21 protein-coding genes are annotated in these 22,665 nt (G+C 48.4%); 18 read left to right on the forward strand and 3 right to left on the reverse strand.

Annotated features, from left to right (window positions below):
• Positions 1-270: 270 nt before the first annotated feature.
• On the reverse strand, positions 271-984 hold the full coding sequence (locus tag HMPREF3027_RS02985) for a hypothetical protein (RefSeq protein WP_083317484.1): 714 nt from the start codon (positions 982-984) through the stop codon (positions 271-273).
• A gap of 141 nt (positions 985-1,125) precedes the next feature.
• Between HMPREF3027_RS02985 and HMPREF3027_RS02990 the strand changes: the two genes are divergently transcribed.
• Both HMPREF3027_RS02990 and HMPREF3027_RS02995 read left to right on the forward strand, forming a co-directional pair.
• The gene (locus tag HMPREF3027_RS02990) at positions 1,126-1,968 is read left to right on the forward strand and encodes a class I SAM-dependent methyltransferase (RefSeq protein WP_070706946.1); all 843 of its coding nucleotides are present in this window, start codon (positions 1,126-1,128) and stop codon (positions 1,966-1,968) included.
• Positions 1,969-2,151: 183 nt separating this feature from the next.
• Positions 2,152-2,643, forward strand: a complete 492-nt coding sequence (locus tag HMPREF3027_RS02995; protein WP_246830512.1) for a hypothetical protein — start codon at positions 2,152-2,154, stop codon at positions 2,641-2,643.
• A gap of 362 nt (positions 2,644-3,005) precedes the next feature.
• Here HMPREF3027_RS02995 and HMPREF3027_RS03000 read toward each other — a convergent pair whose 3' ends face one another.
• Both HMPREF3027_RS03000 and rpmH read right to left on the reverse strand, forming a co-directional pair.
• A complete protein-coding gene (locus HMPREF3027_RS03000; protein ID WP_018027927.1) occupies positions 3,006-4,331 on the reverse strand; it encodes a DUF2130 domain-containing protein in 1,326 nt (441 codons plus the stop codon).
• Positions 4,332-4,865: 534 nt separating this feature from the next.
• Positions 4,866-5,006: a 50S ribosomal protein L34 gene (gene rpmH, locus HMPREF3027_RS03005; protein ID WP_021903222.1), complete on the reverse strand. Its 141-nt coding sequence runs from the start codon at positions 5,004-5,006 to the stop codon at positions 4,866-4,868.
• A gap of 771 nt (positions 5,007-5,777) precedes the next feature.
• Between rpmH and HMPREF3027_RS03010 the strand changes: the two genes are divergently transcribed.
• The 16 genes from HMPREF3027_RS03010 (at position 5,778) to HMPREF3027_RS03085 (ending at position 22,461) form a co-directional block, all read left to right on the forward strand.
• Positions 5,778-6,422, forward strand: coding sequence for a CoA transferase subunit A (locus HMPREF3027_RS03010; RefSeq protein WP_070706953.1), 645 nt, complete (start codon positions 5,778-5,780; stop codon positions 6,420-6,422).
• An 18-nt stretch (positions 6,423-6,440) separates the two neighbouring features.
• Positions 6,441-6,842 carry a 3-aminobutyryl-CoA ammonia lyase gene (locus HMPREF3027_RS03015; protein WP_018027930.1) on the forward strand — a complete coding sequence of 134 codons (402 nt, stop codon included), beginning with the start codon at positions 6,441-6,443 and terminating at the stop codon, positions 6,840-6,842.
• Between the two features lie 6 nt (positions 6,843-6,848).
• Entirely contained in the window at positions 6,849-7,676 is an 828-nt protein-coding gene (locus HMPREF3027_RS03020) for a 3-keto-5-aminohexanoate cleavage enzyme (RefSeq protein ID WP_018027931.1), read from the forward strand.
• Positions 7,677-7,729: 53 nt separating this feature from the next.
• Positions 7,730-8,776, forward strand: a complete 1,047-nt coding sequence (locus HMPREF3027_RS03025; RefSeq protein ID WP_018027932.1) for an L-erythro-3,5-diaminohexanoate dehydrogenase — start codon at positions 7,730-7,732, stop codon at positions 8,774-8,776.
• 91 nt (positions 8,777-8,867) lie between these two features.
• Complete coding sequence (gene ablA / locus HMPREF3027_RS03030; protein WP_018027933.1) at positions 8,868-10,133, forward strand: lysine 2,3-aminomutase; 1,266 nt, start codon at positions 8,868-8,870, stop codon at positions 10,131-10,133.
• Positions 10,134-10,172: 39 nt separating this feature from the next.
• On the forward strand, positions 10,173-11,201 hold the full coding sequence (locus HMPREF3027_RS03035; RefSeq protein WP_070706954.1) for a lysine 5,6-aminomutase reactivase subunit KamB: 1,029 nt from the start codon (positions 10,173-10,175) through the stop codon (positions 11,199-11,201).
• Positions 11,188-12,570, forward strand: coding sequence for a lysine 5,6-aminomutase reactivase ATPase KamC (locus HMPREF3027_RS03040; protein ID WP_070706955.1), 1,383 nt, complete (start codon positions 11,188-11,190; stop codon positions 12,568-12,570). The genes HMPREF3027_RS03035 and HMPREF3027_RS03040 overlap by 14 nt, the downstream gene beginning before the upstream one ends.
• A gap of 2 nt (positions 12,571-12,572) precedes the next feature.
• Complete coding sequence (locus HMPREF3027_RS03045) at positions 12,573-14,141, forward strand: lysine 5,6-aminomutase subunit alpha (RefSeq protein WP_070707034.1); 1,569 nt, start codon at positions 12,573-12,575, stop codon at positions 14,139-14,141.
• Positions 14,138-14,932 carry a lysine 5,6-aminomutase subunit beta gene (locus HMPREF3027_RS03050; protein ID WP_070706956.1) on the forward strand — a complete coding sequence of 265 codons (795 nt, stop codon included), beginning with the start codon at positions 14,138-14,140 and terminating at the stop codon, positions 14,930-14,932. The genes HMPREF3027_RS03045 and HMPREF3027_RS03050 overlap by 4 nt, the downstream gene beginning before the upstream one ends.
• Before the next feature lie 37 nt (positions 14,933-14,969).
• On the forward strand, positions 14,970-15,638 hold the full coding sequence (locus HMPREF3027_RS03055; protein ID WP_018027938.1) for a 3-oxoacid CoA-transferase subunit B: 669 nt from the start codon (positions 14,970-14,972) through the stop codon (positions 15,636-15,638).
• A 39-nt stretch (positions 15,639-15,677) separates the two neighbouring features.
• Positions 15,678-16,817: an acyl-CoA dehydrogenase gene (locus HMPREF3027_RS03060; RefSeq protein WP_018027939.1), complete on the forward strand. Its 1,140-nt coding sequence runs from the start codon at positions 15,678-15,680 to the stop codon at positions 16,815-16,817.
• Positions 16,818-16,842: 25 nt separating this feature from the next.
• Complete coding sequence (locus tag HMPREF3027_RS03065; RefSeq protein WP_018027940.1) at positions 16,843-17,631, forward strand: electron transfer flavoprotein subunit beta/FixA family protein; 789 nt, start codon at positions 16,843-16,845, stop codon at positions 17,629-17,631.
• A 9-nt stretch (positions 17,632-17,640) separates the two neighbouring features.
• Positions 17,641-18,648, forward strand: a complete 1,008-nt coding sequence (locus tag HMPREF3027_RS03070) for an electron transfer flavoprotein subunit alpha/FixB family protein (protein ID WP_070706957.1) — start codon at positions 17,641-17,643, stop codon at positions 18,646-18,648.
• A gap of 1 nt (position 18,649) precedes the next feature.
• Positions 18,650-19,417, forward strand: coding sequence for an enoyl-CoA hydratase-related protein (locus tag HMPREF3027_RS03075; protein ID WP_070706959.1), 768 nt, complete (start codon positions 18,650-18,652; stop codon positions 19,415-19,417).
• Between the two features lie 32 nt (positions 19,418-19,449).
• A complete protein-coding gene (locus HMPREF3027_RS03080; protein ID WP_018027943.1) occupies positions 19,450-20,295 on the forward strand; it encodes a 3-hydroxybutyryl-CoA dehydrogenase in 846 nt (281 codons plus the stop codon).
• Between the two features lie 1,134 nt (positions 20,296-21,429).
• Positions 21,430-22,461, forward strand: coding sequence for a DNA cytosine methyltransferase (locus HMPREF3027_RS03085; RefSeq protein WP_070706961.1), 1,032 nt, complete (start codon positions 21,430-21,432; stop codon positions 22,459-22,461).
• Positions 22,462-22,665 lie beyond the last annotated feature (204 nt).

Consider the following 22,665-nt stretch of genomic DNA (forward strand, 5'->3'; position numbering starts at 1 on the left):
ATTAACGGAGTCAACCTTTTTCAGGAAACCACAATGAAGATACCATAACAACCAACGACCCTTGCGGTCGCACCTACATGGGCTTGTGCGACCACAAGGGTCGATTACGTATGTCGCATCCTTTTTCCCGCCAGTCGTTCGGGGACTCCCGTCCCCTCCGACTGGGGGCTAGCTGAGTGCCACCCTGTCGGGTGCTTTTATACGCCTCTTTATGACGGGGTGTTGAGGCCTAGCCTGCGATTGTCTCAAAACTCGTCAGAAGGTGCGTTGTTACTTGCCTCTATTGAGCTCCACCACCTCTCCGAGGTGGATGGCCATGAGCCAGTAGGTATCTGGTCCATCCGCTTTATAGAGAAGGTCCTGCACCGCCTCCATTCCTTTTTTAGCAGCAGCGTCGTACTTCTCGTCCGTGACACTCTCATCCAGATAGTCAAACCTGAAGATATCCCCCTTGTAGGTTCTTTGAGGCATAAAGCAGATACCCTTGATCCGCACCACCGCCGTATCTCTATTCTTGTTGTAGCCCACGCCCAGTCTCAAGTACTCAAAGTAGCGAGGCACAAAGAGGAATATCCCATTATTGTAGGAATCCAGCGAGAAGTCAAACTCCTCTCCCAGATTAGGGTTCAGCACTATCTGCTCCTGTGGTGACTCCCTCAAGTCGAGGTATTTGCCCATCACCGTCTCCTTTATCTCACGGTACTCCACCACCTTCTCTCCCGAAGCGATCTTATCAAACCATTGCTGATCAATCGTCAGGTAGAGACTATTATCCTTCGTACACTCCTCGCCACTTGGGATCATCTCATAGTAGTTAGGGCTCTCCAAAAGCTCCTTCGTTGCCTTCAGTTCATCAGTCTGAGGATGCTCAAAAGGCTTGCCATCCCACTCCTTTAGCTTGAAATGCAAATCAAACTCATCCCATAGCTCCTCAATCGATTGCTTCACCCTCTTAAAAGGGGACTTCTCTACTTTTTCACTCATACTCGTTTCTCCTTCTGCTACTTGTTTTACCTTACTTTCCTAAACGTACACAATTATCAGCAATCAATATACCTTTATGTAGGTATTGTGATAATGCGACTATTTGGGGAGCTTTGCTAATCGGATTTATGAAAAGATAAGATGATGATGGCAGATAAAAGGAAAATAAACTTTGATGCGGTGGAGGAGACGCTTTTAATTCCACTATTGATGAGGTGGAAAGATGCTGAGAGCCCTCACCCAATACTTGGCGATAGAGTAGCTATTGATGTCGCTAATCAAATTGACTTCAACTGGGATAAATATGGTGGCTGGAATAAGATGAGCTACTATGGCTGTCTTGTTCGGGCAGGGTATTGCGATAGCGAAGCTGTGAGAATAGCCTTAGAGCACTCACCTGAGTCTATCTTGTTGGTGAATGCTGGTTGTGGGCTTGACACTCGATGGCATCGGACGCTCTCATCCCTCTCAAACTACCCGAGGGTGGATCTAGACCTTAAAGAGGTAATGAATATAAGAAAAGAGGTGGTGCCACCTCTCAATGGGGTTACGAGTGTCACTTCCGACCTTACCTCACCCGATTTTATTGAACAATTAAAAGGCATGATGGCACCTACCACTCATATTGTTTTGGTCATTGAAGGGGTACTTATGTATTTCACCGATGCAGAGATCAGAGAGCTACTGGAGCGACTTTATGCCGCTTTTGGTGAAAGAGTGACTTTGGTGGGTGATTTATTGAATAATACCATTGTGAAGCATCAACATAAGCACGATACTCTTCGCCACTCACAGGCCGTATTCAGGTCCGGCTATGATAGTATCGCCGAGGTTGAAGCTTTGCACCCCCAGCTGAAGGTGCTTTGCCGTCGCTCAGTGTTGGATATGATGAAACCTCATATATTCATTGCTCGTCTGCTTGCTTTGATACCATCAATGCGTTGGAATACAACGGTATATACTCTTGGTTTTAGGTCGTTATAAGATCAAAACAACTTGATAAAAAAGTATAAATGGGTGTGGATATATAATATATTTGCTATCTTTGCCAAGATTTTTGATGGTACTTAGTGAAGTGCCACCATGCTCCGAAACTCGGAGGCCCATCCTCTGTGATGCCTGTGAAGGGTGTCTTTGGTGGGTTAAGTGGAATTTAGATAGACTTTTATGAGACTAAAAACTATGCTACTTGGTATGCTGGTAGCTCTCGTTGCCCTTGGGCTTTTATCAGGGAGAGTGATTTCAGGACGTGCCGATAAGGGGCTGAACCCTGGCGAACAGATACCAAGTATGGTGGTGGATGGCTGTGATCTAGCCGAGACTTTGGCCAATGAGCCTAAGGCGGTGCTAGTCATCTGGTCGGTAGATGATGCTACCTCGAGGGTAGCCAATGCGTGGGCCTGCAATAGTGCCAGCTTGAGATCTACCGATACACCTATCTACTCTATCTGTCTGGATGGAGATGAGACGACAGCCACCCTCTACGCAAAGATGGACGGTGCCAAGGAAAATGTAGCCCCTATTGGGTTGCAAGGTGAGAAACTAAAAGGAGGAACCTCACTATTGGCGAGCCGTGGATCTGGCAAGGTGTACTATACCTCCTATGGTATAGTAGAGAGAGTGATGTCTGCGGAGACACTATTTGACAAAATTCAATAAGAAGAGTGAGGGGCAGGTAGCTACTAGTAGTTACCTGCCCCTCTTCTATTTTGCGGCTTCCCGAATGATATCCGTCGGAGTGTTTATGGGTAAGGACCTCCGCAGGAGGTCCGATTTGTTGTAGCCCCCATTCGAGGCTCGCAGAGCCGATGAATGGGGGTAAATAAGGCGACCAAAATCTACGATCCCTTGTGGGTCGGACAACCTATTCTTGGATTGATTTTAACGTTCTAGCTTATATTGTCCGACCCACAAGGGGTCGAATATATATGTGAGCTCTTGCTTACCCCCGGTCGTTCGGGCTACGCCCTCCGACGCGGGGGCTACAACAAATCGGACCTCTGCCGAGGTCCTGATTCCTATTATTCGTCGTCTTCCTCGAGGGAGGCGAGATTTCCTTTCCGTTGCCGCTCCTCTTCAAACTTCGCTTTCATCGTTGGGTTTTGGTAGGTTAGCTTGCGGATGGTAAGTCCCTCCGCCTTGTCGTTGGCGAGCCTCAGATTGTTTTCCGAGCCGACTAGTGCCTCACGCACTTTCGTGAGGTGCTGTATGGTCTTATCTATCTCATCAATCGCTTTAGTAAACTTCTCACTGGCTAGCCGGTAGTTGTATCCAAACTTCTGCTTAAAGTCGCTTAGCTTGTCCTCAAAGTTGGTGATATCTACCGACTGTTGCCTTGCTTGCTCCAATTCCTTCTTGTACTCAATGCTTTTTTGAGAGGTCTGCTGAAGGATGGTGATCATCGGGATAAAAAACTGTGGGCGTATCACGTACATACGCTCATACTTCGGCGACATATTCACGATGCCCGTATTGTAGAGCTCGCTATCAAGCTCCAGCATAGAGACCAGTACGGCGTACTCGCACCCCTTAGTCTTGCGGTCTTTATCTAGTTTCTCCAGAAAGTCCTCATTCTTGTGCTTGGTAGCGGTGGTCTCATTTTGGTTTTTCATCTCAAACATAATTGAGATATACTCCTGCCCATCATCGGTATAGTCGCGGAATATAAAGTCCCCTTTGGAGCCCGAGGAGGCATCATTATCCTTCTCAAAAGTGGCATTGGGAAAAAGCATACTTATCCGCCCATACTCCGTATAGCAGTGCTGCTCCAGCGTCTCTCCTACCATCTTTGTGGAGAGACGTGCCTTCATATCACGATAGAGCTCCACCTGCTCCTTGAGTAGCCGTACCTCCGTAGCATTCTCCTCACGAAGTCGATTCTCATTATTCATAGCTTCGCTTTTGGCAAGAGCCATCTGATTCTTGAGGTCAGCGATTTCTCGCTCCTTTTCCTGTACCTGATTCTTACTCAGATTCTCGACCTTCAGTAGAGCTACTTGGTGAAGACCATTGGCTTCTGCTAATTCCTTCTCCAATTTCGCGATCTGCTCCTGCTCCTTGGCCACTGCTTTGTTCACCGCATTCTCTTGAGCCACTTCACTACTCTTTAGTTGCTCCTTGAGAGATGAGAGCTCCTGATCCTTTTGCGAAATCATCTGCTCGTAATGGCGAGAGCTTTCCGATTGGGCCGCCTTTTGCTCCGCTTGCCACTGCTTTCGCTGCTCTTCGACCCTCTGCTGTAGGTCCAACTGATATTCAGCAGTCCGCACCTGCTCCACTATAGAGGCGTAGTCCGCCTCATCTACGGTAAATGTACTGCCACACTTAGGGCACTTCAACTCTTTCATACTTGTCTTGGTTAATTTATTTATCGTAAAGATACCAAATTTCGTCATTATTAAGACCGACGAAAAAAGCTGGCTACCCTCTTTCTATGGTATGGATTTGTCCGACCCACAAGGGGTCGCAAGGTTGGGGGCGTTTTCGTGTTCCCCCATTCATCGGCTCTACGAGCCTCGAATGGGGGCTAGGATCCGTCTGACCTCCCGCGAGGGGAGGTTATTAATAATTAGACGAAGCGTCAATTGTTTTGGACTGATCAAACGACCGCTTGCGGTCGGACGGATCCTAGCCCCTGGTCGGAGGGCTTGCCCGAACGACCGGGGGAATACGGTAATCACCTACCCACCCCTACGACCTCCCCTTGTGGGAGGTCGGACAACTTGATCTAGGACTTTGTCTAGCATATAATCAAGATTAAAAGTAATATGCATCGTGCAATAGACATATAAAAAATAGGTGTGTCGAGATATAGCATCTCAACACACCTATTTTATAATAAGTGCTCCCCTATGCGAAGAAGTCCTGCTGCTTCCTAGATTTTACTCAGAAACAGTCAGTCTAGCACGTCCCTTAGCACGACGAGCTGCTAGTACACGTCTACCATTTGCGGTAGCCATACGAGCACGGAAGCCGTGCTTATTCTTCTTTTTCCTTACCGAAGGTTGATATGTCCTCTTCATTGCTTTATGTATTTACTTAGTTCTACTGTCAATAAACGTTCGGCAAAGATACTAAAATTATTGCTAACTGCAAATGGTTTTTCCAACCTCTATTAGGAATTACGCGATAGAAAGTTACGACAATAGGAATTAGATTTGATTGAATGTCAGCCAATATGGGCATAAGAGCACCCTGAGGGGTGCTTTGTTGGAACCTCTGCCGAGGTCCTTTTTCTATCGGTTTTGAGGTGAGAAGTAGGGTGAAAGAGGGTGGATTGAAATGGCGGAGAAAGTGCTTTTGTAACTGTTTGATACACAGGGCTCTATTTGGGGCTCAGTTTAGTTGCAACTAAGCAAACGCTTAGTTGCAACTCGCCAATTGCTTAGTTGCAACTCGTCGATCGGTTAGTTGCAACTAAACTTTTGCTTTGATAGGGCACTGATTTTAGAGACTGTTTGAGTCTCCTCTAGTTTGTTGCTTTTCGCCCGTTTTTACCTATCTTGCTACTGGCTGTAGGATAAGGTATCGGTTTTGATATTTATTCAAGTGGTAAAAGCCCTTCTCCCCTCCAAAATATAATTTTTGAGCGAATCCGCTCAATTTCTTAGGCAATTACTAATTTTTTCTGTATTTTTGAGGGACGGTTGTAAAAGGACTTTTGTAAAGGGTGTACCACAGAAAAAACCACCCCTTTTATTGAAGGTTTCAGGAGGTAGTACGAGCTGGTCTGTCTCTTGGGTTGCAACTTGGAATTTGGACAAATAATACACCTATAATAAATATATCAAGCTATGAGTAAAGGTATTAGTTTATCTCAACTTAAAGAGAAGTTTCACGATGGTATGAGCATCATGGTGGGCGGGTTCCTTGGTAATGGTACCCCCGAGAAGATCATTGACGCACTGGTAGAGAGTGGGGTGAAGGATCTCACAATGATTGTCAATGACACCTCTTATCCCGAGCTAGGGTGCGGACGCCTTATCGCCAATCATCAGGTTAAAGAGCTCTATGTATCGCATATCGGCACCAACCCTCACACTGCTGAGCAGATGAATAGTGGCGAGCTGACGATCCACTTCTGTCCACAAGGCTCCCTTGCCGAGCAGATTAGGGCCGGAGGTTGTGGCCTTGGTGGCGTATTGACCACTACCGGGCTCGGTACTATTGTAGCCGATGGCAAGGAAAAGGTGAAGGTAGATGGTGTTGAATACCTCCTTGAGAAGCCACTAAGAGCCGAGTTTGCCTTTATCAAAGGGAGTATCGGTGACGAGATGGGCAATCTAGTTTACAAGGGAACTACTCAAAATTTCCAACCCCTTATGGCAATGGCTGCTGATACTGTAGTAGCTGAGATTGAGCATAAGGTACCTACGGGTGAGATCGCTCCTGAGGCTATTCATACTTCAGGCATTTTGGTTGATTATATTATTGAATAAAGTAGAGCATTTAGATATATGGAGAATAATAATCTAAAGTCAATGATCCGCCTCCGCATGAGTAGCGGTGATGCACACTATGGTGGTAACTTAGTGGATGGAGCACGTATGCTACAGCTATTTGGCGATGTGGCTACCGAGTTGCTCATCATGAATGATGGTGATGAGGGCCTTTTTGTGGCTTATGACAATGTAGAGTTCAAGGCACCTGTCCATGCTGGTGACTACATTGAGGCTGTTGGGGAGATTGTGAGTGCAGGTAACTCCTCTCGCAAGATGGTCTTTGAGGCACGTAAGGTGATCAGCCCTCGTACAGATATCAGTGCATCGGCAGCCGATGTGCTGGAGGAGCCTATTGTGGTTTGTAGAGCTAGTGGTACTTGTGTAGTGCCCAAGAACTGTCAACGCAAAGGAAAGTAAGCTATTATGGATAAACTGATCATTACTGCTGCAATCTGTGGTGCTGAAGTGACTAAGGAGCACAATCCGGCGGTCCCTTATACCGTTGAGGAGATGGTGCGCGAAGCCAAGAGTGCTTATGATGCTGGTGCTGCTGTGCTTCACGTGCATGTACGGGAGGATGATGGTACCCCTACTCAGAGCAAGGCTCGCTACAAGGAGGTGATGGATGCTATCTTGCGTGAATTGCCCGATGTTATCATTATCCCCTCTACGGGAGGTGCTGTGGGTATGTCGGCTGAGGAACGCCTGCAACCTACCGAGCTGATGCCTGAGATGGCTACTTTGGATTGTGGTACCGTGAACTTCGGTGATGAGGTATTTGAGAATACCCTACCAATGATGAGGGCTTTTGGTAAGCGGATGCTCGAGAATAATATCAAGCCAGAGTATGAGTGCTTTGATATGGGACACCTTGAGGCAGCCCTTCAGATGGCTCGCCGTGGTGAGGCTCCCGGGCACCCCATGCAGTTTAACTTTGTGCTAGGAGTCCCAGGTGCTTCATCGGCCTCTGTTTCCAACCTTTTGTGGCTCGTCAATGCTCTTCCTGAAGGGTCTACTTGGACCGCTACAGGGATTGGACGCCATGAGTTTACACTCGCGGCACATGCGATCGCTATGGGCGGCCATGTGCGTGTGGGCTTTGAGGATAACCTCTACCTCTCTAAGGGGGTATTGGCGAAGTCCAATGGCGAGTTGGTAGCAAAGGTGGTACGGATTGCCAAGGAGCTGGGTCGTGAGATTGCTACCTCTGATGAGGCACGTGAGATCCTTTCACTCCCACCTCGTAAGTGATTCTCTAGACACACTCATATTAAGAATAATAGAATAGACATTAATATATATATATGGCTCAGAAACCAGGAAATAGATATGGCACCCATAGGGTGATTTCACCTAAAGGGGTATTGCCACAGCCTGCCGACAAGGTGGACAATAATATGGATGAGATCTTCGATAATGAGATCCTCATCGATGTGAAGACACTTAATATAGACTCTGCAAGCTTTACCCAGATCTCCAAGCAAGCTGGAGGAGATAAGGATAAGATTGCCGAGATCATGATGGATATTGTGGAGAAGCAGGGGAAGCATCGCAATCCTGTCACTGGCTCTGGTGGTATGCTACTCGGAGTGGTGGAGAAGATCGGTGATGCCCTCAAGGGTAAGATTGACCTGAAGGAAGGGGACAAGGTGGCAACACTTGTTTCGCTTTCGCTCACTCCACTAAGGATAGATAAGATCAAGGAGATCCGCCCTGAGATTGACCAGGTGGATATCGATGGTAAGGCGATTCTCTTTGAGAGTGGTATCTATGCCAAGATTCCAGATGATCTACCAGAGAATCTGGTGCTTTCGGCTCTTGACGTAGCTGGGGCACCTGCTCAGGTGGCTAAGCTAGTGAAGCCAGGGGATACGGTTACGATCATCGGAGCAGGTGGTAAGAGTGGTATGCTCTGCTGCTATGAGGCGAAGAAGCGTGCTGGTGTCACTGGTAAGGTGATCGGCATTGATTACTCTCAAGAGAGTGTGGATAGACTAAAGCGTCTCGGCTTCTGTGACGAGGTCTTCTCGGCCGATGCTACACAACCTATCCCTGTAATGGAGAAGGTGGAGAAGCTGACTAATGGTAAGATGAGTGATATCACCATCAACAATGTCAATATCCCTGATACCGAGATGACGAGTATCCTCTGTACCAAGGGGGATGGCATTGTCTACTTCTTCTCTATGGCAACGAGCTTCACCAAGGCAGCCCTTGGTGCTGAAGGGGTAGGAAGTCAGGTGACCATGATGGTGGGCAATGGCTATACCGCTGGTCATGCCGAGATCACTCTGCAGGAGTTTAGAGAGTGCGAACCACTGAGAAAGCTATTTACTGAGCTTTACGCATAAGGATGAATGAATAGTGGAGAGAGATAGGGCAGACTGCTATTGACCTATCTCTCTGCCCACAAATAAAGAATAACGACCGAAAATACTATTTATGAATAAAAGTAGAAGAGACTACTACTTCCCTAATGTCACCGATGAGGAGTGGAATGACTGGCACTGGCAGCTCAAAAACCGAATTGAAACGGTAGAGGATCTGCAGAAGTATGTAGCACTAACGGAGGAGGAGCTAGAGGGAGTACGCAGCACGCTAAAGCAGCTCCGTATGGCTATTACCCCTTATTATATAAGCCTAATCAATCCCGACGACCCTAATGACCCAGTTCGCAAACAGGCAGTGCCTACTGCTAAGGAGCTGGTGGTAAGTCCTGAGGATCAGCTCGACCCTCTGAGCGAGGACGAGGACTCTCCAGTACCAGGGCTCACCCACAGATATCCTGATAGGGTGCTATTCCTGATTACTGATATGTGTGCAATGTATTGCCGTCACTGCACTCGCCGTCGTTTTGCTGGGCATAAGGATGCCTCTGCTCCTAGAGAGCGCATTGATAGAGCCCTTGAGTATATTGAGCAGGCTACAGAGGTACGTGATGTGCTTCTCTCGGGTGGCGACGCTCTGATGGTAGGGGATAAGATGCTAGAGTATATCCTACAGAGGCTAAGGGCTATTCCACACGTGGAGATTATCCGCTTTGGTTCGCGTGCTCCTGTAGTATTGCCACAGCGTATCACTCCTGAGCTGGTACAGATGCTTTCTAAGTATCACCCTGTATGGCTCAATACCCACTTCAATCACCCTAATGAGATTACCGAGGAGTCGAAGCTAGCTTGTGAGCGTCTTGCCAATGCTGGTATCCCTCTGGGTAATCAATCGGTGCTTTTGCGTGGTATCAATGACTGCCCTAGCATTATGAAGCACTTGGTACATGAGTTGGTAAAGATTAGAGTACGTCCTTATTATATATATGTGTGCGACCTTTCTCAAGGTATTAGCCACTTCCGTACTCCAGTATCCAAGGGTATTGAGATCATTGAGGCTTTGAGAGGACATACTTCGGGCTACTGTGTACCTACCTTTGTGGTGGATGCTCCTGGTGGCGGTGGTAAGATTCCAGTGATGCCTAATTACATTATCTCTCAGTCGCCTCGCCGTGTGGTGCTCCGCAATTATGAGGGAGTGATTACCACTTATACGGAGCCCGAGGGGTACCAAGAGGGTACTTGCAACTGTGAGGAGTGTAATGATACTTGCGACGGAGTAGCTTCACTCCTTGCCGGTAATCATCTATCGCTATCTCCTACTCACTTGGCACGTAAGGAGCGTACCAAGAGGATTAGAGAGCAGAATAAGGATAAGTAACTCACGTGGGTGAGGCGATCTCTTGTCAATATTCCTGGTATGCCATTTATCAAAAAACTACTAGAACTCAGTAGCCTTTCGATCGTAGGAACGGCCAAGAATACTGGCAAGACTGCCACACTCAATTATGTACTGCAGCGGATAGCCTCTCAAGCACCTGATAAGGTGGTAGGACTTACCTCTATAGGGCTGGAGGGGGAGCGACGCGATCAAGTGACGCAGACGGAGAAGCCCGAGATTACACTCTCTAAGGGGACTCTATTTGTCACGGCGGAGCACTACTATCGGCAGAAACAGCTCTCGGCGGAGGTGCTGGGAGTGGAGCGGGTTTATACCACTTCTACTGGGCGTCTGATATATGCTCGTGCGAGAGGAGAGGGCAAGGTGCTGATTGCTGGACCACCCACCACTCAAGGGCTACGAAAGGTGGTGGAGGTGATGCGGCGAGATGGTGCCGACCTATCGATTATTGATGGGGCACTCTCTCGGAAGTCACTCGCTTCTCCTGCAGTAGCTGATGGGCTGATACTTGCTACGGGTGCGGCCTTTTCGGCACAGCCAGAGCGGCTGATACAGCTCACCAAGGAGCTGGTGCAGCAGATAGAGTTGCCGGAGCTTTCGGATCGTCTACTAGCGAGTAGACTTGAGGAGGTAACTCATGGGATACGCCTGGTGGTAGGTGATGAGGTGCTCGACCCTGGCTATGCGTCGGCACTCCTTCCCCAATTTTGGGAGGATGGTCGGTGGCAATTACTGGAGGGACTGGTATTTGTCTCTGGGGCGGTGCACGACAATCTCTTAGAGCGTATTCGGCAGGCTAAGGGGTGTCGGGGGCTGATTGTCCGCGACTTTACGAGGCTGTTTGTCTCGGGTCAGGCGGTGAGAAGCCTTCTGGCGAGTGGCAAAAAGCTCTATACCCTTCGGCGGGCAGAGTTGGTGGCGGTGACCTTTAACCCTGTTGCTCCGACAGGATTTAGGATGCCTTCGGAGGAGATGTGTGAGCGAATGAGTGAGGCACTTGAGGTGCCAGTGTATGATATAATGAGATGTAGTGATGAGATTTCGTGAGGCACTAGACCATATCAAGGGGCTGAGGTATGTGCTGGAGGAGATGAGCTTTTCCTCTAGCATAGGTCGCTTGGCTCTATTGGATAGCTATTGGCTCACGAGTCGCGAGGAGATTGAAGAGGCACTCGATGAGGTGGCTAAGTTCGTCGGCTACATACAGTCTTCTGAGGGGATTCCGCTCTTGCAGCTACAGCTTGAGGAGGTGGTGAATATCTCTGGTTCTATTGAGGTGCTAAGGGCTACGGGTGCTATCTGTAGCGATGTGGATCTCTTTGAGATAAAGAAGCTAGCTCTGATTGATGAAAAGATTGCTCAGTTGCAGGACCATTATCACTACCAATTGACCGAACGTCCTTCGCTGAAGGGAGTGCTATCGGTGCTCGACCCACGCGAGGAACGGTTGCCTAGCTTTTATCTAGATAATTATTTTGATGCACGGCTCAAGGAGATAAGAGAGGCGATTGAGCGGACGAAGGAGGAGACCCCTTTGGCGGAGCTCAATGCCCAACTCTCGCAGTGTGAGGAGGAGGTGAGAGCTAGGCTAACTGAGGAATTGGCCCCTTTTGCCGACTCGCTAGAGATGGTATTAAAGGCTCTGGCACACGATACGGCTATTTTGGCAAAGGCTGATTGGGCAGTGAGGTATCGGGCGTGTCGGCCAAAGCCTATCTCCTCTGGTACCACTCATATGGAGGAGTTGGTGAATCCCGAGGTGGCAGATCAGGTAAGAAGGAGTGGGGAACGCTTTCAGCCAGTTTCAATAGAGTTTGAAGAGGAGCCGACCCTGATCTCTGGTGCCAATATGGGAGGTAAGAGTGTGCTTTTGCACTCGGTAGCACTGGCACAGGGGATGATGCAGTTTGGCATGTATGTCTTGGCGAAGTCTGCTACCATGGTGGTGGTAGAGCATCTTCTTTATTCAGCCGGTGATGGCGAGGATATGCGGTTGGGGCTCTCTTCATTTGGAGCAGAGATGATTCGGCTCAATGGTATCATCCAGGCGGTGAAGAGTGGGCAGAAAGTGCTTGCGATTATTGATGAACCCGCTCGTACCACCAACCCTGAAGAGGGGTATGCCCTTGTCTCAGGACTTGTGAAGCTACTAGAGCAATATGGGGCTATGGCACTGATCACTACTCACTATAGTGGAGTGCCCTCGCAAGGAAGGCGATGGAGGGTACGGGGATTTGTGGAGGGACATGATATGCACGGCGTAGAGGTGGCACATCTCGCTGAGCTGATGGATTATAGTTTGGTGCCAGATAGTCAGGAGTCTGTGCCGAGAGAGGCCTTTCGGATTGCTCGACTACTTGGGGTGGATGAGGAGTTTTTGGACTTAAGCAACAACTGTTTTAGGACGATCGAATGAATATGAAAAGTAAGGTGGGAATTGACTTCTCAAAGGTGGAGCAAGCACGTGGGGCAGCACGAGCTATTGCTGAGGATGTACAGACCTTTGTAGATGAATATACGACGGTAGCCGTAGAACGCACCCTTTGTCGCTTTGTAGGGATAGATGGTGTAGATGGAAATCAAGTGCCGCTTCCCAATGTGGTGGTGGAGCATCTGGTGGAGGAGAATGCACTCTCCAATGGAGCTCTATTCTATCTAGCATCCGCGATGGTTGCAACGGGAAAGGAGCCTCAGGAGATAGCTGAGGAGGTGTCGGATGGTAAGATAAAGCTGACACAGTTTCCTGCAGCCTCTGAGCAGGAGGTGGCTGATATACTCGCCCCATATATTAAGGCAGGTATGGAGCGAATTGCAGCAAGGAGAGCCAGAAGGGAAAAGTTTATCAAGGAGGTGGGCGAAGGACCACAGCCTTATCTCTATGTGATTGTTGCGACTGGTAATATCTATGAGGACGTGGTGCAGGCACAGGCGGCAGCTCGCCAAGGTGCCGATATCATTGCGGTGATTCGTACCACGGGGCAAAGCCTTCTTGACTATGTCCCCTACGGAGCTACTACTGAGGGATTTGGCGGTACCTATGCGACGCAAGAAAACTTCCGCATTATGCGAAAAGCCCTTGATGAAGTGGGTGAGGAGGTAGGACGCTATATCCGACTCTGTAACTACTGCTCGGGTCTTTGTATGCCTGAGATTGCTATTATGGGTGCTTTTGAAGGGCTAGATGTGATGCTCAATGATGCCCTTTATGGCATTCTATTTAGGGATATCAATATGAAGCGAACCATCGTGGACCAGTACACTAGTCGTGTGATCAATGGTTTCGCTGGGGTGATTATCAATACCGGTGAGGATAACTACCTCACCACTGCTGATGCTCTTGAGGAGGCACATACGGTCTTGGCCTCGGACTTTATCAACGAGCAATTTGCCCTCAAGGCGGGTATCCCAGAAGAGCAGATGGGACTCGGCCACGCCTTTGAGATGGATCCTGCCGTGGAAAATGGCTTCCTCTATGAATTGGCACAGGCTCAGATGACGAGGGAGATCTTCCCTAAGGCACCATTGAAGTATATGCCACCTACAAAGTTTATGACCGGTAATATCTTTAGAGGTCATATCCAAGATGCTCTATTCAATATGATCGGTATCTGGACACACCAAGGGCTACAGCTTCTAGGTATGCCTACCGAGGCGATACACACTCCATTTATGAGCGACCGATATCTCTCAATTGAGAACGCTCGCTATATCTTCAACAACATGAAGTCCATCGGCGACGATGTGGAGTTTAAGGAGAATGGTATCATGCAGACCCGTGCCAAGAATGTGCTTGAGAAGGCATTGACACTATTGCAGGATATCCAGGAGGAGGGTCTCTTTATTGCCCTTTCAAAGGGTATCTTTGCTGATATCAAGCGACCACAAGATGGTGGTAAAGGTCTGGATGGCGTTAAGCGCAAAGGGGAGCGCTACTACAACCCTATTTTGGAACTAATGAAAGACAATAAGATTGCGGGCAAGTTATGAGTGGAGGACTATATTCAACCGAAGATAAAAGTTTTGATAGGACATTAGACCTATCCAAGGTGAAGCCTTATGGCGACACCATGAACGATGGCAAGGTACAGCTGAGTTTTACCCTTCCTGTACCTAAGGGTGCCGAAGCTGAGGAGGCAGCTAAGTTGCTCCTCAAGGAGATGGGCTTCCAAAATCCTATGGTGGTCTTTTCGAAAGAACTGACCGAGGGCTATACCTTTTTCAATTGCTATGGTAGCTGTACCCATACGGTAGATTATAGCAATATCTATGTGCCCAAAGTGGAGTCGACCACTATGTCGATGGAGGAGACCGACGACTATATCCGCACCCACTTGGGCAAACCTATCAAGGTGCTAGGAGCTAGTACCGGTACCGACGCACATACCGTAGGTATTGATGCGATCATGAATATGAAAGGCTTCGCTGGGCATTATGGTCTAGAGCGTTATGATATGATCGAGGCACGCAATCTGGGTAGCCAGGTGCCTAATGATGAGTTTTTGGCAAAGGCGATCGAGTTTGGTGCCGATGCTCTGCTCATCTCCCAGACAGTGACGCAAAAGGATGTCCATATCCAAAACCTCACCGAGCTGATAGAGATGATCGAGGCCGAGGGGCTTCGCGACAGAATGATCGTCTGTTGCGGTGGGCCTCGTATCACCCACGAGCTTGCCAAGGAGCTAGGCTATGATGCCGGATTTGGTGCCAACACTTATGCCGATGACGTCGCTTCGTTTATCGCACAAGAGATGGTACGGCGTCAGGAGCTACAAAACTGAAAACAAGATAAATACAAATACTATAAAGACTAAGATTATGGCATTAGACAAACAACAAGTCAGAGAAGTCATCGCAAAGAGAGTTGCTCTCGAATTAAAGGATGGTGACGTGGTCAATCTCGGTATCGGGCTGCCCACAATGGTTCCTTCCTTCTTGCCACAAGGCGTACATGTGATGCTACAGAGTGAAAATGGAATGATCGGGCTCGGAGCTACTCCCGAAGCAGGCCAGGAAGACCCCGATTGGATCAATGCAGGTGGTGGTGCCATCACTACTGTGCCGGGTGCGGCTACATTCGATAGCGCCACCTCCTTCGGTATTATTCGCGGAGGTCACGTGGACGTTAGCGTACTAGGTGCCTTGGAAGTAGATGAAGAGGGCGACCTCGCCAATTGGATTATCCCAGGTAAGCGTGCCCCCGGTATGGGTGGTGCTATGGACCTCCTCGTAGGTACCAAAAAAGTGATCCTCGCTATGGAGCACACCGCCAAGGGCAATCCCAAGATCCTCAAGAAGTGTCGCCTACCACTTACTGCCAAGGGACAGGTAGATATGATTGTCACCGAGATGTGCGTGATTGAGGTGCGTAAGGGCAAAGGTCTTTGGGTCACCGAGATATACGATGGCGTGAGTCGTGAAGAGATACAAGCTGCAACAGAGGCTGAGCTTCATTTCGACGAAAACGTACAGCCAATGAAGCAATAAAGATAGAGTCCATAAATAATAATATAGACAATACTGATTATGAATTTCAATTACACACCTCAGGAAGAACTCTTCTTGCAGATGATTAGAGAGTTTGCAGAGAAAGAGGTAAAGCCTCTAGCTGCAGAGATAGATGAAGAGGAGCGCTTTCCCATCGAGACCGTGGAGAAGATGAGCAAGCTCGGCCTTATGGGTATCACCATTCCAAAGGAGTATGGTGGAGCCGGAGCTACCAACCAGATCTACACCATGGCGGTAGAGGAGCTCAGTCGCGTATGTGCTACCACTGGCGTAGTAGTATCAGCTCATAGCTCACTCTGCTGCGACCCAATTATGTTCTTTGGTACCCCCGAGCAGAAGGAGCGTTACCTACCACGCCTCGCATCGGGTGAGTGGATTGGTGCCTTCGGACTTACCGAGCCCAATGCCGGTACCGACGCAGCTGGTCAGCAGACCTTCGCTGTAGAGGAGGAAGACCACTACGTACTCAATGGCAATAAGATCTTCATCACCAATGCCGAGTATGCCCACGTCTACATCATCTTTGCCATGACCGATAAGAGCCTTGGCAATAAAGGTATCTCTGCCTTTATCGTGGAGAAAGACTTCCCTGGCTTCTCAGTAGGAAAGAAGGAGCTCAAGATGGGTATCCGTGGCTCAGCTACTTGCGAGCTGATTATGGAGAATTGCATTGTGCCTAAGGAGAATCTACTCGGCAAGGTAGGTCAAGGCTTCAAGGTAGCCATGAAGACCCTCGATGGTGGTCGTATCGGTATCGCTTCACAAGCCCTTGGTATTGCCCGTGGTGCTATGGAGGAGACCGTGAAGTACACCAAGGAGCGTAAGCAGTTTGGTCGCAGTATCGCGAAGTTCCAGAATACCCAATTCCAGTTGGCCGACCTTGAGGCACGCATTGAGTGTGCGTCGCTACTTGTGCGTAAAGCAGCGTGGTGCAAAGACAACGGCCAGCCCTACACCGTTCCTGCCGCTCGTGCCAAGCTCTATTGTGCCGAGACAGCAATGGAGATGACCAATAAGGCCGTCCAATTCCACGGCGGATACGGCTACACCCGTGAGTATCCAGTGGAGCGAATGATGCGCGATGCCAAGATTACCGAGATCTACGAGGGTACCAGTGAGGTACAGCGTATGGTGATTGCAGCCAATCTACTGAAGTAAAAACGAGTAAATACATTCCTGAAATATGAAGATTTTAGTTTGCATAAAGCAAGTTCCAGATACCACTGAGATCAAGCTCGATCCAGTCAAGGGTACCCTCATCCGTACCGGTGTACCAAGTATTATGAATCCCGATGATAAGGGTGCTCTTGAGCAGGCACTACAGTTCAAAGATCGCTTCGGTGCCGAGGTTGATGTCATCACCATGGGACCTCCTCAGGCCAAGGCTGTTCTTTACGAGGCTTTTGGTATGGGGTGCGACAAAGGCTTCCTCATCACCGACCGCAAGTTTGGTGGTGCCGATACCCTTGCTACCAGCTATACCATCTCCCAAGCCATCAAGTCGCTAGAGCCTTATGATGTGATCCTTGCAGGTCGTCAGGCCATTGATGGTGACACCGCACAGGTAGGTCCACAGATTGCCGAGCAGCTCGACCTCCCACAGATCACCTACGTAGAGCATGTCGATTATGATGGTAAGAAGACCCTCACCGTCAAGAAAAACCTTGAGGACGGTCACGAATACCTAGAGGTAGACCTCCCCTGCATGCTCACCTTCTTGGCATCGGCCTATCAGCCACGCTACATGAATGTCTCCGACATCATGACAGCCTTTGACAAAGAGATTGTAGAGCTCAACTTCGGCTCCTTCCCAGTTGATGAGACCCGCCTAGGGCTCAAGGGATCGCCTACCAACGTGAACAAGTCCTTTACCAAGGGTGCCAAGGCCATGGGTACACTCCACGAAGAGCTTACCCCAGAGGAGGCTGCCGATATCATCTTAGAAAAACTGCAAGAGAAATTTATTATTTAAGAAGCGACTATGGAACAATATAAAGGTATAATAGTATTTGCAGAGCAGCGCAATGGCATCGTTCAGAATGTTGCCTTTGAGTTGCTTGGAAAAGCCCGCGACCTTGCCGATTCAATCAACGAGCAGGTAACAGCAGTACTCCTCGGTAAGGGGGTAGAGCCACTCTCAGAGCAGCTCATCCATGCTGGTGCCGATAGAGTGCTGGTGGTAGATCACGACCTCCTCAAGGATTATATCACAGAGCCCTATGCCGAGGCCATCTGCCATATCGTCCACACCTACAAGCCCGAGATCGTACTTCTAGGTGCTACCACTATTGGTCGCGACCTTGGTCCAAGACTTTCGTCAAGGCTTCACACCGGTCTTACTGCCGATTGTACTTCACTCGATATCAATGAGGAACGCAATCTGCTCATGACCCGTCCAGCCTTCGGAGGTAACCTTATGGCTACTATCATCTGTAAGAACAGCCGACCACAGATGTCTACCGTTCGTCCAGGCGTGATGCGCCGTAAGCCAAGCGATGCCAGTCGTAAGGGTGTGGTAGAAAAGGTAGAGGTGCCCTTTGATATTGAGAAGTGCCAGAGAGTTCGCCTGATCCGTAAAGAGACAGAGACCAAGACCCTCATCGATATCACCGAGGCTAACGTACTCGTCTCAGGTGGCCGTGGCGTAGGTACCGGCAATGGCTTCAGCAAGCTGCAAGAGCTGGCCGAGACCCTCAATGCCGAAGTCTCCTCTTCACGTGCGATGGTTGATGCTGGTATCATCGGTCACGAGCGTCAGGTAGGCCAGACCGGTAAGACCGTTCGTCCCGACCTTTACCTAGCCCTTGGTATCTCAGGAGCTATCCAGCACTTGGCCGGTATGGAGGAGAGCGAGTACATCATCGCCGTTAATAAAGATAAGTTCGCACCTATCTTCCAAGTAGCCGACCTCGGCGTGGTAGGCGACCTTCACAAGATCGTCCCTATCCTTACTCAGAAACTCCAAGCTCTCCAAGATAAGGAGCGTTGAGATGATGGAGTATCAGACCATTAAAGTGGATGGTAATGGGGCTATCACCACCATTACCATCCACCGTCCCGAAGCCCTCAATGCACTCTCTACCCAAGTGCTCGAGGAGCTCGGCGATGCCCTCAATCATCTAGCCCCCTCCACCCGCGTGCTCATCATCACCGGGGCGGGTCGCAGCTTTGTCGCTGGTGCCGATATCAGCGAGATGTCGCAATTCACCCCCGAGGAGGCACTCACCTTCGGTCAGCGTGGTGCCAAAGTCTTTCGCCAGCTAGAGCTCCTTCCCATCCCTGTGATTGCCGCTGTCAACGGCTTTGCACTTGGCGGAGGGTGCGAACTCGCTATGGCGTGCGACTTCCGCATCGCCTCCGAAAAGGCCAAGTTCGGTCAGCCCGAAGTGGGGCTCGGCATTCCTCCCGGCTTCAGTGGTACCCAAAGGCTACCCCGCCTAGTAGGTGCCGGAGAGGCGAGTGAATTGATCTTCACCGCCCGTATCATTCCAGCCGATGAGGCTCTTCGTATAGGGCTCGTCAATAGAGTGGTAGCACCCGAAGAGCTGCTACCCACCGTGCAAGCGATAGCCGAGGAGATCGCCGCTAAGTCACCCCACGCCGTTGCCCTCTCCAAGATGGCGATCCAGCGTGGTCTGCAAGCCGATATTGATACCGCCATCGCCATCGAAAACCACCTCTTTAGCAACGCCTTTGCCTCTCCCGAGCAAAAGGAGGGGATGAGTGCCTTCCTAGAGAAGCGGACCCCAAAGTTTTAGATTCCAAAACCAATAATAAACAACAAGATATTATGAAAATCGTAGTACTCGGAAATGGCACCATGGGTGCTGGCATAGCACAGACTATGGCACAGAAGTCTCTAGAAGTGACTATGAAAGGTCGCTCTACAGAGTCACTAGGCAGAGCTATGGCTCGTATGGAGAAGGGGCTCAATCGTCAGGTAGATAAAGGACGTATGACCGCAGAGGATCGCGACGCTATCCTCGCTCGCATCACCACCACTACCGACTTTGAGCAGGTCAAGGATGCCGACCTCGTGATTGAGGCAGTGAGCGAAGAGATGGAGGTGAAGAAAGAGATCCTCACCCACCTCTGCTCTATCCTACAGCCCGAGGCGATCATCGCCACCAATACCTCCTCTCTCTCTATCACCGAGCTAGCAGCGGCTACCAAGCGACCAGAGAAGGTGATCGGTATGCACTTCTTCAACCCCGTACCAGTGATGAAATTGGTAGAGGTGATCACTGGCCAGCTCACTAGCGAAGCCACCCTCACCACCGTGCTACAGCTTTGTGAGCAGCTCGGCAAGGTGGCAGTGAAGGTCAATGAAGCCCCTGGATTTGTAGTCAATCGTATCCTGATCCCTATGATCAATGAGGCGATCGGTGAATATGCCGATGGTGTCGCTACCGTAGAGGAGATCGATACCGCTATGAAGTTGGGTGCCAACCACCCAATGGGACCACTCGAGCTGGGCGACTTCATCGGGCTCGATGTATGCCTTGCTATTATGGAGGTGCTCTTCAATGAGTATGGCGATCCTAAGTACCGCCCTCATACCCTACTTCGCAAGATGGTTCGTGCCAACCTCCTCGGTCGTAAGACCGGTAGAGGTTTCTACGACTACAGCAAGTAACCCTTATCTTACGATACCCACATCGGATGGTGAAGTGGCTCATGAGCTACTTCACCATCTTTTTTTTTCAAAAAACCTACGACCCCATGTGCTCGCACTCACCTATCCAAGTGCGACCACAAGGGTCGATTGATAAAACCCAATACTATTCCCGCTAGTCTTCGGCTCTGCGAGCCTCGACTAGGGGCTAGCTGAGTTGCACCCTTGCGGGTGCTTTTTTCGGACAAGTCGTTGAAGGACCTCGGTAGAGGTCCGATTTAACGTAGCTCCTAGTCTAGGCTCGAAGAGCCGTTGACTAGAGGGTTCTGCGTCACCACCACCACACGACTCTTGTGGAACGGACAAATTTATGCCGTAGACAATAGAGCAGAACTTCTGCATGCAACAATCTCATTGATTTGTGACCTTTCCTTAAGAGGAGATCGGAGAACTTGTTTGAGGACTTTGAACCCGTAAAATGCAATTTTTAGGGTGTTGATTGATGCAGATTAACCGTACAAAATTTTCCATTCGAGGAAGGCAAAAGTTTAGTTGCAACTAAGCAATTGCTTTGTTGCAACTCGTCATTTGCTTAGTTGCAACTAACCGATTGCTTAGTTGCATCTCAGTTAGTGGTGTTGTATGTTGTTGGGTATCAGTGGGTTCTGAAGGGTAGTTTTGGTGCTTTGAAACTTGCTCTATTTTGTAGTGTTGAGAACTTTTCAGGCATGTCAAATTAGGCGTAAAGCAGATGTAATAACTTAAGCTTTTCTGAAGCCTGAATAGGTCGGGGTTACAAAGTCAGAGGTCAAGGTACACGCTCCCCAAAGTACCGAAGAGCTAAGTGTTAACTAAATCCTTAAGATAACCTTTTGAGGTGCGACAAAATAAGGTTATCTTTGTAGAGGCTGAGTATAACAATGAGGCAAAAAACAAAGAGCAAAGCCAAATCGCTAGAGCCATATTTACGACAATTGTGACAGAGTGGATAATTAAGCCATTTAGTCGCTGAACTCATAGCAGTGAAAGTGACCATCTCTACTTGGTCTACAGACAAGGCTTGCTCTACATGGTACAGCTCTTCAATATCGCCAAGATATAAAATATAACTTTGGAGAGTTTGGTAGAACTTATTAATAAGGAGGATAAAGTAAGATGTCGGAAAAACAGTATACGTTCATTGACTTATTCGCTGGAATAGGTGGTTTTCATTTAGCTATGCACGCAAATGGAGCAAAATGCGTATTCGCAAGTGAATGGGATAAGTTTGCACGGCAAACATACGAAGCTAACTTTTATAGTTTAGCTCCTGAGGTTTTTGACAAAGGTCTTTTTGCAGGTGATATAAACAAGGTTACTCTTTCATCTATTCCTGATTTTGATATTCTATGTGCAGGTTTTCCCTGTCAGCCATTCAGCTCTGCTGGACTGAAAAAAGGATTTGAAGATACACGAGGAACACTTTTCTTTCGTATTGCGGAAATTGTTAAGAATAAAGTTGAGACTGGTTATCCTCCTAAAGTCTTATTTCTTGAGAATGTTAAGGGATTACTTAATCATGACAAAGGGCGAACGTTCGGTACTATCTGCTCTATATTAGATGACCTTGGATATAAGATTAGCTACAAGGTATTGAATGCAAAAAACTTTGGAGTTCCGCAGAACAGAGAGCGGATTTTTATTGTTGCTTGGAGAAATGATAGTCTAGTTTTAGATTTCCATTTTCCATTAGGATTGACTGATACACAACAACCTATTCTAAAGGAAGAGGATATGATGTTGGTAGCCAAGACGAAATTAGGAGATATATTATTTCCTAATGTGGATGAAAAGTATACCATTTCTGAGAGATTGTATGCAGGACATCTCAGACGTAAACGAGATCATCAGAAAAAAGGTAATGGCTTTGGCTTCTCATTGTTTTCAGAAAATAGTCCTTATACAAGTACCATATCTGCGAGATACTATAAGGATGGGAGTGAAATTTTAATTGAACAGAAAGGAAATAGACCAAGAAAACTGCATCCAATTGAAGCCGCAAAACTGCAAGGCTTTCCAATCGGATCAGGATTTGATATTGTTGTTTCTGATACACAGGCGTATAAGCAATTTGGAAATAGCGTAGCCGTTCCAGTAGTTACAGCAATCGCCAGTCAAATTTTTGAGCAACTACTTAAAGATAGATAGATGGCAGATTTATCAACGTTTTTACAGGAAGAAGACTCCATATTTGGAGCAGAATTGGGGCAAAGAGGAGGTTATATCAAATTTTCCAATTCGGGGAAAAGAGGTCCTACCAAGTCGTTCCATATTAGTCTTGAATCTCTCTATGAAACATTGCAAGACATCTATAACCATTTAGATGTGTTTGCTGGAATGCAAGATTATGAA

This window comes from Porphyromonas sp. HMSC077F02 (assembly GCF_001815465.1).
GTDB classification, from domain to species: Bacteria; Bacteroidota; Bacteroidia; order Bacteroidales; family Porphyromonadaceae; genus Porphyromonas_A; species Porphyromonas_A somerae.

Bases quoted from the DNA above. Each gene is read 5' to 3' on its own strand.
- HMPREF3027_RS02985 (WP_083317484.1), bottom strand. From the start codon at position 984: ATGAGTGAAAAAGTAGAGAAGTCCCCTTTTAAGAGGGTGAAGCAATCG.
- HMPREF3027_RS02990 (WP_070706946.1), top strand. From the start codon at position 1,126: ATGATGATGGCAGATAAAAGGAAAATAAACTTTGATGCGGTGGAGGAG.
- HMPREF3027_RS02995 (WP_246830512.1), top strand. From the start codon at position 2,152: ATGAGACTAAAAACTATGCTACTTGGTATGCTGGTAGCTCTCGTTGCC.
- HMPREF3027_RS03000 (WP_018027927.1), bottom strand. From the start codon at position 4,331: ATGAAAGAGTTGAAGTGCCCTAAGTGTGGCAGTACATTTACCGTAGAT.
- rpmH (WP_021903222.1), bottom strand. From the start codon at position 5,006: ATGAAGAGGACATATCAACCTTCGGTAAGGAAAAAGAAGAATAAGCAC.
- HMPREF3027_RS03010 (WP_070706953.1), top strand. From the start codon at position 5,778: ATGAGTAAAGGTATTAGTTTATCTCAACTTAAAGAGAAGTTTCACGAT.
- HMPREF3027_RS03015 (WP_018027930.1), top strand. From the start codon at position 6,441: ATGGAGAATAATAATCTAAAGTCAATGATCCGCCTCCGCATGAGTAGC.
- HMPREF3027_RS03020 (WP_018027931.1), top strand. From the start codon at position 6,849: ATGGATAAACTGATCATTACTGCTGCAATCTGTGGTGCTGAAGTGACT.
- HMPREF3027_RS03025 (WP_018027932.1), top strand. From the start codon at position 7,730: ATGGCTCAGAAACCAGGAAATAGATATGGCACCCATAGGGTGATTTCA.
- ablA (WP_018027933.1), top strand. From the start codon at position 8,868: ATGAATAAAAGTAGAAGAGACTACTACTTCCCTAATGTCACCGATGAG.
- HMPREF3027_RS03035 (WP_070706954.1), top strand. From the start codon at position 10,173: ATGCCATTTATCAAAAAACTACTAGAACTCAGTAGCCTTTCGATCGTA.
- HMPREF3027_RS03040 (WP_070706955.1), top strand. From the start codon at position 11,188: ATGAGATTTCGTGAGGCACTAGACCATATCAAGGGGCTGAGGTATGTG.
- HMPREF3027_RS03045 (WP_070707034.1), top strand. From the start codon at position 12,573: ATGAAAAGTAAGGTGGGAATTGACTTCTCAAAGGTGGAGCAAGCACGT.
- HMPREF3027_RS03050 (WP_070706956.1), top strand. From the start codon at position 14,138: ATGAGTGGAGGACTATATTCAACCGAAGATAAAAGTTTTGATAGGACA.
- HMPREF3027_RS03055 (WP_018027938.1), top strand. From the start codon at position 14,970: ATGGCATTAGACAAACAACAAGTCAGAGAAGTCATCGCAAAGAGAGTT.
- HMPREF3027_RS03060 (WP_018027939.1), top strand. From the start codon at position 15,678: ATGAATTTCAATTACACACCTCAGGAAGAACTCTTCTTGCAGATGATT.
- HMPREF3027_RS03065 (WP_018027940.1), top strand. From the start codon at position 16,843: ATGAAGATTTTAGTTTGCATAAAGCAAGTTCCAGATACCACTGAGATC.
- HMPREF3027_RS03070 (WP_070706957.1), top strand. From the start codon at position 17,641: ATGGAACAATATAAAGGTATAATAGTATTTGCAGAGCAGCGCAATGGC.
- HMPREF3027_RS03075 (WP_070706959.1), top strand. From the start codon at position 18,650: ATGATGGAGTATCAGACCATTAAAGTGGATGGTAATGGGGCTATCACC.
- HMPREF3027_RS03080 (WP_018027943.1), top strand. From the start codon at position 19,450: ATGAAAATCGTAGTACTCGGAAATGGCACCATGGGTGCTGGCATAGCA.
- HMPREF3027_RS03085 (WP_070706961.1), top strand. From the start codon at position 21,430: ATGTCGGAAAAACAGTATACGTTCATTGACTTATTCGCTGGAATAGGT.